Source organism: Deltaproteobacteria bacterium, assembly GCA_016219225.1.
Taxonomy (GTDB): Bacteria; Desulfobacterota; RBG-13-43-22; order RBG-13-43-22; family RBG-13-43-22; genus RBG-13-43-22.
Map to the genome: position 1 here is coordinate 1 of JACRBX010000315.1, position 13,460 is coordinate 13,460.

11 protein-coding genes are annotated in these 13,460 nt (G+C 51.2%); 2 read left to right on the top strand and 9 right to left on the bottom strand.

The annotated features are described in order from the left end of the window. Both HY879_25185 and HY879_25190 read right to left on the bottom strand, forming a co-directional pair. Positions 1-138 (bottom strand): nucleotidyl transferase AbiEii/AbiGii toxin family protein (locus tag HY879_25185; GenBank protein ID MBI5606638.1); only part of this gene is annotated, 138 nt, incomplete at its 3' end. Beyond that, on the bottom strand, positions 131-751 hold the full coding sequence (locus HY879_25190; protein ID MBI5606639.1) for a hypothetical protein: 621 nt from the start codon (positions 749-751) through the stop codon (positions 131-133). The genes HY879_25190 and HY879_25185, both read right to left, overlap by 8 nt. 513 nt (positions 752-1,264) lie before the next feature. Here HY879_25190 and HY879_25195 point away from each other — a divergent pair. Together HY879_25195 and HY879_25200 are read left to right on the top strand one after the other, a co-directional pair. Then, the gene (locus HY879_25195) at positions 1,265-1,744 is read left to right on the top strand and encodes a nucleotidyltransferase (GenBank protein MBI5606640.1); all 480 of its coding nucleotides are present in this window, start codon (positions 1,265-1,267) and stop codon (positions 1,742-1,744) included. A gap of 112 nt (positions 1,745-1,856) precedes the next feature. Continuing rightward, the gene (locus HY879_25200) at positions 1,857-3,059 is read left to right on the top strand and encodes an acetyl-CoA C-acetyltransferase (protein ID MBI5606641.1); all 1,203 of its coding nucleotides are present in this window, start codon (positions 1,857-1,859) and stop codon (positions 3,057-3,059) included. A 171-nt stretch (positions 3,060-3,230) separates the two neighbouring features. Here the strand turns inward: HY879_25200 and HY879_25205 are convergent, their stop codons facing one another. From HY879_25205 to gyrB, 7 genes are all read right to left on the bottom strand, one after another. After that, positions 3,231-4,136 (bottom strand): C40 family peptidase, encoded by a 906-nt coding sequence (locus HY879_25205; protein ID MBI5606642.1) that lies wholly within the window; start codon positions 4,134-4,136, stop codon positions 3,231-3,233. A 180-nt stretch (positions 4,137-4,316) separates the two neighbouring features. Continuing rightward, positions 4,317-5,258 (bottom strand): alpha-L-glutamate ligase-like protein, encoded by a 942-nt coding sequence (locus HY879_25210; protein MBI5606643.1) that lies wholly within the window; start codon positions 5,256-5,258, stop codon positions 4,317-4,319. Next, positions 5,258-6,730 carry a UUP1 family membrane protein gene (locus tag HY879_25215; GenBank protein MBI5606644.1) on the bottom strand — a complete coding sequence of 491 codons (1,473 nt, stop codon included), beginning with the start codon at positions 6,728-6,730 and terminating at the stop codon, positions 5,258-5,260. Before HY879_25215 ends, HY879_25210 begins: the two co-directional genes overlap by 1 nt. A gap of 53 nt (positions 6,731-6,783) precedes the next feature. Continuing rightward, positions 6,784-7,218 (bottom strand): ATP-dependent zinc protease, encoded by a 435-nt coding sequence (locus HY879_25220; protein MBI5606645.1) that lies wholly within the window; start codon positions 7,216-7,218, stop codon positions 6,784-6,786. Positions 7,219-7,306: 88 nt separating this feature from the next. After that, entirely contained in the window at positions 7,307-8,335 is a 1,029-nt protein-coding gene (locus HY879_25225) for an NAD(P)-dependent glycerol-3-phosphate dehydrogenase (GenBank protein MBI5606646.1), read from the bottom strand. Then, a complete protein-coding gene (gene gyrA / locus HY879_25230; protein MBI5606647.1) occupies positions 8,322-10,769 on the bottom strand; it encodes a DNA gyrase subunit A in 2,448 nt (815 codons plus the stop codon). The genes HY879_25225 and gyrA overlap by 14 nt, the downstream gene beginning before the upstream one ends. A 124-nt stretch (positions 10,770-10,893) precedes the next feature. Beyond that, a complete protein-coding gene (gene gyrB, locus HY879_25235; protein MBI5606648.1) occupies positions 10,894-13,284 on the bottom strand; it encodes a DNA topoisomerase (ATP-hydrolyzing) subunit B in 2,391 nt (796 codons plus the stop codon). Positions 13,285-13,460: the final 176 nt, after the last annotated feature.

Below are 13,460 nucleotides of genomic sequence, written 5' to 3' on the forward strand. Positions count from 1 at the left end.
AAAGGCCAGGCTGTTGGCATAGGGGGAAGTGAAAATGATTTCGAGGATCTTGTATTGAAGGTATTCCCGAAGAAGATTCTTCTTAAAAGGGCGGAGAGGTTCGGGATACCAGGATTCGATCTGAGAGAGTTCAAGCATTGTTCATAAACCCCCAGAAGGCCGTGATTCGCCGGGTCAGCGCCTGCTGCCCAAAACGTTCGAGATATCCGAACAGGGCTGCTTTACTCAGTCGATCTTTAAAAACCTCTCTGTTGATTCTTAAACTTTCAAATCCCTCCGGGTCCTTTAAAGAAGGGGTGAGGTAAAAATAGTCCAGAATCGCCTTTTCCGGCGAAGCCATATTAAAATGTTTCCCGTTTTGGTATTCAACGATTCGATAGCCGAAAAAGAGGCGGGGCGTGAGGGTTCTATAAATAAATTCCCCGATCGGTGTGGCAAAGGATCTTGTCCTCCGGGTTGTGGCCGAGGTAGTTCCATAAACCGCTTCCGGTATCAGGCCATAGAAAGACAGCGCCATTTCAAAGGATACATAGGACGGGGGATAAATCCGGTTGGCTATCTCGAAAAGCACGTTTTCATTGAGTATCCCGTCGGAGAACCGATAGTATCCTTTGATAATTTTCGAAAGATACCCCTTCTCCTGCCATTCGTTCAGTCTTCGCCGATGGAAGCCGGGTTCAACGCTCCTGATGTCGTTAAGCGAAAAGACCGTAAAATCCTTGAATAATTCTTTGAAGCGCAGAAATTGCATTTTATTTACCAAAAATGCTAAAAATAACACTAATAGTAAATAAAATATATATAATTCCAGGAAATGTCAAGAACGATTTCCAGCCGAATTGGGCTCGGTTGATCCAAAAGATTGCAGCCTGTCCCGGACCTGATCCGGGAAGTTAGCCCCTCTTACCTGCCCCAAATGCCCGGGGCTGATGCGGATCAGCAGCATTCTTTTCAGATGACCGCCTTTGTATCCCAGCCTTCCGCCCTATTTTTCTCCTTGATCCTGTCTTTTCTTTATCTTATACTCTTCCCATGAAAAGGAAATTCTTATCAAATCAAATGCCGAACGAATTCAACCCTATCAAAAGTATTTTGAAAGAAGTTTCGCCAGATTATAGCTCTACCGGTCATGGAGCCGAGACGGGCGACATGGACCTGTCCCTGCTGGAGGAGAGTCTTCTCCTGACCCCCTGGGAAAGGATGCTGGCCAACGACGACGCTTTGAATTTTGCCGAATTCCTGCGGGCGGCCATGGAAAGAAGGCATGCAGAACCTTAGCGAACTGATGCGCCGCTTAATAACCTCCGAAGTCGAATTCGTTCTCGTGGGCGGATTCGCGGCTGTGGCCCATGGCGTTACGCTGGTCACACGGGACGTTGATATTTGCTGCCGGTTCACTGAAACCAATTTGATGCGGATACAGAAAGCCTTCGCCGATCTGCATCCCGTTCATCGACCAAGGACCGATCTGCCCCTGAATTTGACCCCTGAACAGTGCGCCCGCCTGAAAAATCTCTATCTAAAAACCGATCTGGGTTTTGTGGATTGCCTGAGCGAAATTCTGGGGGTGGGTGATTTTGATGAGGTCTTCCGGCAGGCAATCGAAGTCGAACTTCCCTCAGGGAAATGTCGCGTCCTGGACATTGCGGTGTTGATCAGCGCCAAGGAAGCGATGAACCGCGATCACGATAAAATTGCGGTTAGACAGTTAAAGGAAATCAAAAAACGCCAAACCAAAAACTGATATTAAACAAGACTCGACACGCCCTGTTTTTTTGACTTGACCTTTCATTGACTTATTTTATACTCTCTCTCCATCCAAAAAATTTCTTATCTAACCAAAGGAGGTTTTTATTTTGAAAAATGCAAACGATATAGTGATTGTCTCCGCGGCCCGCACCCCTATAGGAAAATTCGGTGAGGCCTTCCGGTCTGTCAGGGCCCACCAATTAGCCGCTACCGTCATCAGCGAGGTCCTTAAACGGGCCAATGTCTCGGGTGATCAATTGGACGATGTCATTCTTGGCGATTGCTGTCAGTGTCCGGACGAGGCCAACACGGCCCGCACCGCGGCCCTGAAGGCCGGCATACCGGTCGAAGTGCCAGCGGTGACCATCCAGCGTCAATGTTCTTCGGCCATGCAGGCCCTGGCCTTCGGGGCCCAGCAGATCAAGGCCGGCGACTCCCAAATGGTTTTGGCCGGCGGGGTGGAATCCATGAGCTCGGCCCCTTATGTCCTGATGACCGCCCGCTGGGGGGCCCGCCTGACCCACGGACAGATGACCGATGCCATGTGGGAGTTGCTTTATTCCGGGAGCAACCTCCTGGAAAAAAAGGGCTACATCATGGGCCAGACCGCGGAGAACCTGGCGGAAAAATATGCCATTTCCAGGGAAGAGCAGGATGTGGTGGCCCTGCGCAGTCATAACAATGCCGAGGCGGCTATCAAAGCAGGAAAATTCAAAGAAGAAATCGTTCCGGTGGCCATCCCCCAAAAAAAGGGGGAGCCCCGCCTGGTGGATACGGACGAACATGTCCGTTTTGGCTTGACCATGAATGACCTTTCCCGTTTGGCCCCGGCCTTTAATAAAGACGGGACCGTTACGGCCGGCAACTCTTCGGGACTCAATGACGGGGCCGCCGCGGTGATCATCACCTCCCGGGTCCGGGCTCAGGAATTGGGACTCAGGCCCCTGGCCAAAATCGTGGCCCAGGCCGTGGCCGGAGTAGATCCCAAGTATATGGGCTATGGACCGGTTCCCGCCACGGAAAAATGCCTGAAAAGGGCCGGAATGGGTTTGAAGGATATCCAGCTTATCGAAGTCAACGAGGCCTTTGCCTCCCAGTACCTGGCCTGTGAGAAAGGCCTGGGTTTAAACCGGGAGATCACCAATGTCAATGGAAGCGGCATCGGTCTGGGTCATCCGGTAGGGGCCACCGGGGTCCGCATCATCATCAGCCTGATGTACGAAATGATCCGCCGCAACCTGTCCGTCGGTCTGGCCACCCTGTGTGTTGGCGGAGGCATGGGCATGACAACGATTATTGAAAGGGACTGATGACGGTCCGTCCGGAGCAGAAAACAAGAAGGGCGGGTTTATAACCCGCCCTTCCCTTTATAAGTTCTCAAAGGGACTTTGTTTTCCCATTTTCTTGAAAAACTCTATATTCCCGATAAAGACATTCGGGAATGATGAAAAAAGTGTCGCTGGTGTGTTATTTAAAAAAGATTAATTAACCAATAGATTGGGGGATTCTTTATTTTCTTTAAATTCTTTAAATTCATCCACATCCGGGTTATCAATAATAAACAGGCGCTTGGCCATGACAAAATTTCTGTTATAATAATCAGAGCCCTTCAGGTTGGAAATAACAACCCCTTTCCTGCTCGCTGAATGAATCATCTTGCCATCGCCGATATACATCCCGGTATGCCCGATCTGAGCCCCGCGATTGCGTTTGAAAAACAATAGATCCCCGATTCTCAATCGGCTTAAATCCCATTCGGTGGTCACCAGGGACCCCAGTTTGGCCTGTTCCCGGCTGGAGTGCGGCAGGGAGAGGGTCAGAGACTGATAAATCTTTTTCATAAAGCCCGAACAGTCAATCCCCTGGTTGCCCTGCCCATTTCCACCAAGACGATAAGATTTCCCCAACAATTGTTTGGAAATCTCGACCAGTAGATTGGGAAAGTTGGTCAAGAGGTTCTTTTTCTTATCCCGCTGATCCCCTTCTTCCAACTCTTCCTCAAAGACCGGTTTTTTAATCAGGCTTAAAGACTCCGCGCCGTTATCCAGATTTTTCAAGGAACTATTCATGGGTTCCAGAAGGAATTTCCCATCATCCAAAGGGGTAATCTTTATCAGGGGCGGGGTGTCCTTTGGTACAACCGGGTTTTCATGGGCCACCTGTTTGGAGCCTTTATGGAGTACCTTTTGTTTGGAACGCTTTTTGGGGGCCTTTAAGGATTTCTTGGAATTTTTTTGGCCCCGGATTTTGGAAGAAGGAGTTTTTTTCAGGGCAACTTTTTTTGAAACAATCGGTTTATGGTTCTTTGCAGATTCACCAAACACATGCCATGGAAACAACAACAGCAGTGCTATGGTAATAAAGAGAACGCCTCTTTTTATTATCATAGGCCCGTTTCCTTATTTGAATGTTTGCGTGTTTTTATAAAAGGAGCCTATCTAATACCTAAAAATGAATTTTTTGTCAACCTTTTTTAACCAGAATTTTTAATAGAAAAAGGAAGTTGTAACCTATACCATATCTTGTAGAATTCTTGGTCTATAAAACAAGATAAAGGACTCTTGCTGTTATTGAAAGGCCTCCTGGGCCCACTTAACCCTGGATTCGGGGTTAAGAAAAATCTCGGGAGCGGCCCGATCGGTTTGATCCAGGCGATGGCCGAGCCCTTTCTGATTGGCCATCTGAATGGACAGACCCGGGCGGGCATTTAACTCAAGAAGGACCGGCCCTCTTTCCCGGTCTAATATAAAATCGGCCCCGAGAAACTGGAGTCCGGTCATATCTTTGGACAGGGCGGCCAGGTAAAGTATTTTTTCCCAGTGTGGTATCCGGATGCCGGCGACGGGATTTCCGGTGTCCGGGTGGTGGCTGATAATTCTGGATTTATGAACGGCCGACAGGGTGAGGCCCTGGCCGAGATCGATCCCTGCCCCGATGGCGCCCCGATGGAGATTGGCCTTTCCATCCGAAGCTCTCGTCGGAAGCCTGACCATCGCCATGACCGGAACACCCCGGTAGACCAGGACCCGTTCATCCGGAACGCCCTGGTAGGCCACGGGGTTGAAGATCGGATCCGGATGGATCAGAGACTCGATGATCACCCGGTCTTCAAGTCCCTCAAGAGAATAAACGCCGGAAAGAATGGCCGAGATATGGTTATTGAATGCATCCTTTGACAGAACCCTTTGGCTCTGGGTAATAAAGCCATCGGCTGTCCTGTCTTGGATAAGAAGGATACCGCTGCCTCCGGAACCCCTGGCCGGTTTAACAACAAAGGCCCTATGGTTTTTGAGTATCCTATGGAGCCGGGCGATACTGCCGTGATTCTCGACCACGTAAAAAAGGTCGGGCGTAGGAATGCCAAACTTTAGAGCGAGCTGTTTGGTTTGGACTTTATTGTCCGCCAGAGGAAAGGCCGACCGTGGGTTATAGACCATGATATAGTCGGCATTTCGGCTATTCATGCCCAGGAGTCCTCTTTGCCTTAAAAAACGAAAGCCCGGAAACATCAGACCCGCTCCCTGAAGTTCCGGAAACGGATCAGCTCCGAAAGCCGGTAACCGGTATAGCGGCCCAGAAGGATCTGGAGGGCCGCCACCCATAAAATTAATTCCGGATAGACGAAGAAGGAAAGTTGGAGCGGTTCCCAACTGATAATTTGATAAGTGATAACGGAAACAGCGGCACTGCCGGCACTGGTCAGAAGGGCCTCCTTCAGGCCGGACTCTTCGATAAGGATAAAGAACCTTTCGATGATCATCGTCAGTATCACAAAGGGAAGCAGGCCTACGGCCATAAACTGCCGGAGCCCGTACTGGTTGCCCAGGAGGGCCAGTATGGTAAAGGAGCAGATAACTAATGACAGGAGTACGGCCATGCGGGGAACCAATAGCAAATGGATCCGGTCCAGAAAGCGGCGCGCCAGGTAACCAAAGAATAAAACACCGCCGAAGATGCTCATACCATAAACCAGCCCGGTATTCCTGAAGGCCAGGGCCATAAGCACCGGCATGAAAATCCCGAAAGTCGGGAAGCCGACCACGTTTCGCAGGAGACCAATCAAAAGGGCCCCAATGGGGACCAGAAGGAGAATTCTAAAGGTTTGCTGGAATTCCTCCGGCAGCCTAAATAAGGACCAGCGATTGAGAATACGGTCGGACCGTATGATATCTTCATAATGGAGTTTCCACTGACTTACCACCTGCCGGCTCATCATCCAACGGATATCCGTAAGGTCTCCACCGGTTGTCCTGACCGGGGGGAACGTTCCGACGACTAAGGGCAGCAGCGGCACCGGGGTCTTATAGAGCTCTCCGGTTTCGGACTTCAGGGCTTCCCACTTTTTACCGGTCCATATTTCGATCCATTGGGTGAGACCGGTTTGCACTCCCTCGGTTAACCGGACCCCCTGGACGGATCTTGCCGGAAGCCCGGCAGCGGTCAGGATAGCCAGAATCAGGTCCGTCCGGTCATGCTTATTTTGCAAGTCATGCCACGGCCGGAGTTCTTCCTCTCCTGGAATGGATCCACCCCATCTTCCTTGCAGGGCTTCCGAAACCGCCGACAATCGAGCGATCGGTGAAAGCCGGGTCCACCGGGCGGTCAACTTCTCCAGCAAGGCCTGTTCCTCTTTCTTTATGGAAAGGGGGTAAGATCCGATTCCGGGGGCTTCTTTCCTGACCAAGCGATTCGGCCGATAAAGGATTATGGCCCGGTAGGTTATTGGCTCCGGCCCGGTGATATCCGATCCGGTCCAGATTCCGGCCCTGTTTGATTCTTCCCTCTGGAGGCTGAAATGATAGGGTCCGGAAAAGACGTTCTCTTCGATAATCAGGTTTCCCGGACGATCGAGAGGAAGGGCCAGGGAGAGGACGCATTCCTTTTCAAGTGGAGTCACCAAGGCATTGATCTGGAGCTGCCAGGTCTGTCCCGGCGCGGTGGGGAAAACCGGATATCCCAGCCCTACGATGCGGTAAGTCACCAGTATGATTCCAAGAAGGACTAAACCCGCACTGAGAAGAAGGGCCGGACGCCTCACTTCGGAGTAACCCCAGGGCAGGATGGCGGGGAACAAAAGGAAGTGTTACAGTCGATAATAAAACGCCGTTTGATCGTGTTCCGCCCCAGGATCAGCGGATACTTGACATTGGAACGATCATTGAGGTTCACACGGGTTCGTATGCGATGGGGCCCGATACACATCTCTATGTCCACCACCGGTCTTTGGCTTATGGTCCCGGCCGACTTGACGGTTTTCCATTTCACGATAGGCAAGCTGATCGCCAGGCCGCCGTATTCCTTCGGCAAGGTAAATTCGGCCGTCTTATCCCTTATGGTCAGGTCCCGGGCATCCAGCGATGAAGTAGCCGCACCGGTATCGATCCGGGCAGGCAATTTCACTCCCCAGGGTAACAGAATGACTTCCTCCACCGCACCGAGTAAAATGCGGTCGTCGGCTTCTGCGGTCATCCCTCCGCCTATTTCCCCCGTTATGGTCAAGAAAAGCAGTAAGAAACCTAAGAGGAGTGGCTTCATCTCTGACACGTTCGTAAAAAGTCTATCCCTCGGCTTTCAAATCCCGGGTCATCAAATCCTTCACCGCCTGTCGCGGGTCCCAGCCCTCATACAAAATGCCGTATATCTGGGAAACGATCGGCATTTCGATCTTTTCTCGAATCGCCAGTTGATGGGCGGCCCGGGTGGTTTTTATGCCTTCGGCGACCATGGTCATGGTGGAAAGGATGGCCGCCAGTTTTTCTCCCTGCCCCAGGCGAAGGCCGACGGTTCGGTTTCGGCTCAGGTCTCCGGTGCAGGTTAACACCAAATCCCCGATGCCGGCCAATCCAAAAAAGGTGGGCCGGCTGGCCCCCATTTTTTCCCCTAAGCGACAAATCTCCGCCAGACCGCGGGTGATCAAGGCGGCCCGGGCATTATGGCCCAACTGAAGTCCATCGGAAATTCCCGCGGCCAGGGCGATCACATTTTTCAAGGCCCCCCCTAATTCCACACCCAAAAGATCCAAATTGGTATAGACCCGGAAGGTAGTGTTGGATAAAAACCTTTGGGCCGTCAGGGCGGTTTTTTCTACACCGGAAGCCAGGGAAACCGCCGTTGGGAGGTCTCTGGAAACTTCCTTGGCAAAGGTGGGACCGGAAAGACAACCGATAAAAGAATGATATTCCGGGGGCAGCAATTCCTTTAGAACCCCGGACATCGTCAACAAGGTATCGTTTTCAATCCCTTTGGTGGCTGTGATCCACAGGCAATCTTTTTTAATCTGAGAAAGGAAGGACATCATCTGATTCAGGACATTCCTGAAAAAATGGGAGGGAACGGCTAGAACCAGCAGGTCTTTTTGTTCGAGGACCGTAGAAAGTCGGGTCGTGGGCTCGATGGAAACCGGAAGCGGTACGCCGGGTAAAAAAATTTTATTTTCCCGATCCCTGTTGATCTGATCGGCTATTTCCTCTTCATACGACCACAACTCGACCGGGTAACCGTTAACAGCCAGTAATCGGGCCAGGGCCGTGCCCCAGCTTCCGGCCCCCACGACCCCGATTTTATAGGCTTTTTTATTCCGGGACATCTTTCTCTTCTTCCCGGGCGGCAGAACGGGCCACGCTGACGACCTTTTCCTGGTCCTCCAGATTAATCAACCGGACCCCTTGGGTGTTTCTCCCGATCACCGAAATGTCCTTTATCCGCAAACGAATAATTTTACCACGATCGGTAATGATCATCAGATCGTCTTCGTCGGTAACCTGCAAGACCCCCACGACCGGCCCGTTTCTATCCGTGGTTTTAATCGTGATGATCCCTTTACCGGCCCGGCCCTGTTCCCGATACTCCTCCGTCCTGGTCCGCTTGCCGAATCCGTTTTCCGTAACCGTCAGGATGGTCCCTTCCTGGGACAAGACCTCTGCTCCCACGACCCAGTCTGCCGGGCTTAAACGGATACCCTTTACCCCCTGGGCCATCCGTCCCATTTCCCGGATATCTTTTTCCTTAAAGCGAATAGAAAGACCGTCGCGGGTTCCCAGAAAAATGTCCTGCTCCCCATGGGTGATATTGGCGGCGATCAATTCATCTCCATCCTGGATGATGGTGGCGATAATACCGCCTGACCGGGGCCGGCTGAAGGACATCAGGTCGGTTTTTTTGATCATCCCTTTGCGGGTCACCATGATGATGGATTTCCCCTCTTCAAAGGATCGTATCGGCAGGGTGGTAGCCACTTTCTCCTGGGGTTGGAGATTCAAAACGTTGACCATGGCCTTGCCCCGGGCCAGGCGCCCGGCCTGGGGGATTTCGTGGACCTTCAACCAGTAAAGCCTTCCCAGATTGGTAAAGAATAGAAAATAATTATGGGTGGAGGCGATAAAGAGGTGCTCCACAAAATCATCTTCCTTGGTCTCCATACCGGTGATGCCCCGCCCGCCTCTTCGTTGACTGCGGTAAAGACTGATGGGGTTCCTCTTGATATAACCGCCGTGAGAAATGGTCACTGCCATGTCTTCTTCGACGATCAGGTCTTCTAACTGGATCTCGGTGGTATCTTCGATAATCTCAGTGCGCCGCTCATCGCCGTACCGTTTTTTCAGCTCCGTCAATTCCTCCCGGATTAACTGCAGGATCAGGGCCTCACTGGCCAGGATCGACTTCAGCCGTTCGATGGTTTTTAGGATTTCCTTATAATCCTGGATGATTTTTTCCCGCTCCAGGTTGGTCAACCGCTGCAAGCGCATCTCCAGGATCGATTGGGCCTGGATCTCGGAAAAGGAAAAGCGGCTGATCAATTGGCTTTTGGCCTCGGCGGGATTTTTGGCCTTGCGGATCAAGGCGATGACTTCATCCAGGTGGTCCAGGGCGATCTTCAATCCCTCCAGTATATGGGCCTTTCTTTCTGCCTCTTTTAATTCAAAGGCCGTGCGTTTTCGAATGATCTCCTTGCGAAAATCCAGGAAGTGGACCAGGATGGTTTTCAGGTCCATGACCTTGGGCCGGTTGTTGACGATGGCCAGGAAGATGATCCCGAAGGTGACTTCCATGGAGGTGAATTTATAAAGCTGGTTTAAGATGATTTCCACGACCTCGTCTTTTTTCAGATCAATGACGATGCGCATGCCTTCTCGATCGGATTCGTCCCGCACATCCTGGATGCCTTCAATCCTTTTTTCTTTGACCAGCTCGGCAATCTTTTCAATCAACCTGGCCTTATTCACCTGGTAGGGCAATTCGGTGACAACGATGCTTTCCCGGCCCTGGGCTTTCTTTTTTTCGACCAGGACCCTGGCCCGAAGTTTTATGATGCCCCGCCCGGTCTGGTAGGCCTGATAGATCCCACCACTTCCGTAAATAAAGCCGGCGGTTGGAAAATCGGGGCCGGGAATCAGGTGGATCAGATCCTTAAAGGACAGGTCCGGATTGTCGATCAAGGCCAGCAGGCCGTCGATGACCTCCGAAAGATTGTGCGGGGGGATGTTGGTGGCCATGCCCACGGCGATCCCCGAGGAGCCGTTAATGAGCAGATTGGGCACCATGGCCGGCAGAATGGTAGGCTCTTTTAAGGACCCGTCATAGTTGGGGATAAATTCAACCGTCTCTTTATCCAGATCCTCCAGAAATTCATGGGCCAGGCGGGTCATGCGGATTTCCGTATAACGCATGGCTGCCGGAGAATCTCCGTCCACGGAGCCAAAATTTCCCTGACCGTCCACCAATGGATAGCGCAATGAAAAATCCTGGGCCATGCGCACGATAGTGTCGTAGACCGCCGTGTCTCCGTGAGGATGATATTTACCGATCACATCCCCGACGATACGGGCCGATTTTTTATAAGCCTTATTATAGTCGTTGCCTAATTCCCTCATGGAATAAAGGATGCGCCGGTGTACCGGTTTCAGCCCGTCGCGGATATCCGGCAGGGCCCGTCCGATGATAACACTCATGGCATAATCCATGTAAGAGCGCGTGATTTCGTCTTCGATATTGATCGGTAGTTCCTGAGAAACAAAAGTCATGATAAATACCTTTAAGGGTTCAAGGATTCAAGGGGTCCGGGGTTCGAGGTTCGAGGGATTTGATTAGGTGTCCAAGCTATTTCTTGAATCCTGGAATCCTTGACCCCTTGGCCCCTGATTTTTTTTAAATATCCAATTCCCGGACTTCCAATGCGTGCTGGTAGATAAAGTCCCTCCGGGGTTCAACCTTGTCGCCCATCAAGATGGTAAACATTTCTTCGGCCGCGACCATATCTTCCACCTTGATTTGTAATAAGGTGCGGTTTTCGGGATTCATGGTAGTTTGCCAGAGCTGCTGAGGGTTCATCTCCCCGAGACCCTTATAGCGCTGGATGTTCAAACCTTTTTTGCCTTCGTCCAAAAAGAACTCCAGCAATTCCTTGGGGGTTTTTATCTGCTGGGGCTGCTGATCATTGACCACCAAAAGGGGAAAGGCCTGCAGCCAGGGCAGTTCTTTTTTAAAGCGGCGCAGGTTTTGGAAGTCAGCCAGGGACTGGAGGTTCCAATCCAGGGTGTAACGTTCCTTTCCGCCGGCCTGGTCCAAAATCGGCAGGGAATAGGCCTGATGTTCTTCGTCAAAAACCATCTCACCGGTCGGGACCCCCTGGCTCTCTAATTTGTTTTTCAGGACCTTCATATACCCGGGATCTTTCAGGCGTTCTTTGGTCAGGGACTCCGGCCTTTCCGGATCGGCCAGGATCTCGAGCACCGGGGCGTCAAAGCCTTTCATCTCCAATTTTTCCAGGGAACGCAGGTAGTGATTGATCTTTTCCAAAAACTGTATCAGGGCCTCCCCTTCCAGAGATTTTTCCTTTTCCTTCCAAAAAAGCTTCTTTTTGTGGATACCCCTTTTTCCCAAGAATTTTTGAAAGGCGTCGTCGTCTTTGATGTAGGTTTCTTCCTTGCCCGAGGCCACCCGGTAGAGCGGAGGCTGGGCGATATATAAAAACCCTTTTTCTATCAGTTGTTGAAACCGCCGGTAGAAAAAAGTCAACAACAGGGTGCGAATGTGGGCCCCGTCCACGTCGGCATCAGTCATGATAATGATTTTATGATAGCGTAATTGTTCGGGCTGATAGTCTTCTCCGCCCACCCCCGCACCCAGGGCCGTGATGAGGGTCCGGATCTCGTTATTCTCGATCATTTTATCGAAACGAGCCTTCTCCACATTGAGAATTTTTCCTTTTAAGGGCAGGATGGCCTGAAATTTTCGATCCCTTCCCTGCTTGGCCGAGCCGCCGGCCGAATCCCCTTCCACAAGATAAAGCTCACAATATCTGGGGTCCCGCTCCTGGCAATCGGCCAACTTCCCCGGCAGGGAGGTTTCCACCAAGGCCCCTTTCCTTCGGGTCAGTTCCTTGGCCTTGCGGGCCGCTTCCCGGGCCCGGGCCGCTTCGGTTACCTTGATCAAAATATTTTTGGCCACCGCCGGGTTTTCTTCCAGGAAGGCGTTCAACTCTTCATACACCAGCGTGTCCACCAGCCCTTTGACCTCGCTGTTTCCCAGCTTGGTCTTGGTCTGTCCTTCAAACTGGGGGTTGGGCAATTTGACGCTGATGATGGCGGTCATACCCTCCCGGACATCATCTCCGCTGACCTTCTCCCGCAGGTTTTTGGGAAGGTTTTCCTTGGTGGCGTATTGGTTCAGGCTGCGGGTCAAGGCCGTCTTAAAGCCGCTTAGGTGAGACCCGCCGTCCCGGGTATTGATGGTATTGGCATAAGAAAAAATCTTTTCCTGGTAGGTGTCATTATATTGAAAGGCCACCTCGACAATGACGTCCCCCCGCTGTCCGGAAACATAGATCGGCTTGGGGTGAACCACTTCTCTGTTTCGATTTAAATATTCGACAAAAGAATTGATGCCTCCCATATAAAAGAATTCATTTTTTTTGGTCGTCCGCTCATCTTCGATGGTAATACGCACCCCTTTGTTTAAAAAGGAAAGCTCCCTCAACCGCTGGGATAAAATATCATAACTGAAAATCGTGGTTTCAAAGATCGAGCCGTCGGGTTTAAACTGGACCTTGGTCCCGGTCCTTTTGGTGGTCCCGATGACTTCCATGGGGGTCACCGGATTGCCCTGTTCATATTTTTGATAATAGACGTTCCCGTTTTTCCGGACTTCCACTTCCAAATATTCCGAAAGGGCATTGACCACAGAAACTCCCACGCCGTGCAGTCCTCCGGAGACCTTATAGGTCTCGTTATCGAATTTTCCCCCGGCGTGGAGTTTGGTCATGACCACTTCCAGGGCCGGCTTTAGTTCCGTCTTGTGCATATCCACCGGTATGCCCCGGCCGTTATCATCGACGGAAACACTTTCGTCGGAATGGATGACCACACCTATGTGGTTACAAAAACCGGCCAGGGCCTCATCGATGCTGTTGTCTACTACTTCATAGACCAATTGATGCAGCCCTTCCGTCGAGGTGTTGCCGATATACATGGAAGGTCTTTCCCGAACAGGGGCCAGCCCTTCCAGGACTTTGATTTGATCCGCTCCATAAGTAGTCATACTATTATCGTCCGTCCTTTGGTGTTAAAAACCGAAATAATAAAAAAGGGATATTTTGTTCAATCCCGCCTCTCACGGGATTGAACACAGATGTTTCTCTTTGCGTTCTTCGCGGTGAAAAAAACTCTCTTTTCAAACAACTAAAGTGTTACAATATGTGGTATTTCCTGCAGGTG

Coding starts and splice junctions, on each gene's coding strand:
- HY879_25190 (MBI5606639.1), bottom strand. CDS start 751: ATGCAATTTCTGCGCTTCAAAGAATTATTCAAGGATTTTACGGTCTTT.
- HY879_25195 (MBI5606640.1), top strand. CDS start 1,265: ATGCAGAACCTTAGCGAACTGATGCGCCGCTTAATAACCTCCGAAGTC.
- HY879_25205 (MBI5606642.1), bottom strand. CDS start 4,136: ATGATAATAAAAAGAGGCGTTCTCTTTATTACCATAGCACTGCTGTTG.
- HY879_25210 (MBI5606643.1), bottom strand. CDS start 5,258: ATGTTTCCGGGCTTTCGTTTTTTAAGGCAAAGAGGACTCCTGGGCATG.
- HY879_25220 (MBI5606645.1), bottom strand. CDS start 7,218: ATGACCGCAGAAGCCGACGACCGCATTTTACTCGGTGCGGTGGAGGAA.
- HY879_25225 (MBI5606646.1), bottom strand. CDS start 8,335: ATGTCCCGGAATAAAAAAGCCTATAAAATCGGGGTCGTGGGGGCCGGA.
- gyrA (MBI5606647.1), bottom strand. CDS start 10,769: ATGACTTTTGTTTCTCAGGAACTACCGATCAATATCGAAGACGAAATC.
- gyrB (MBI5606648.1), bottom strand. CDS start 13,284: ATGACTACTTATGGAGCGGATCAAATCAAAGTCCTGGAAGGGCTGGCC.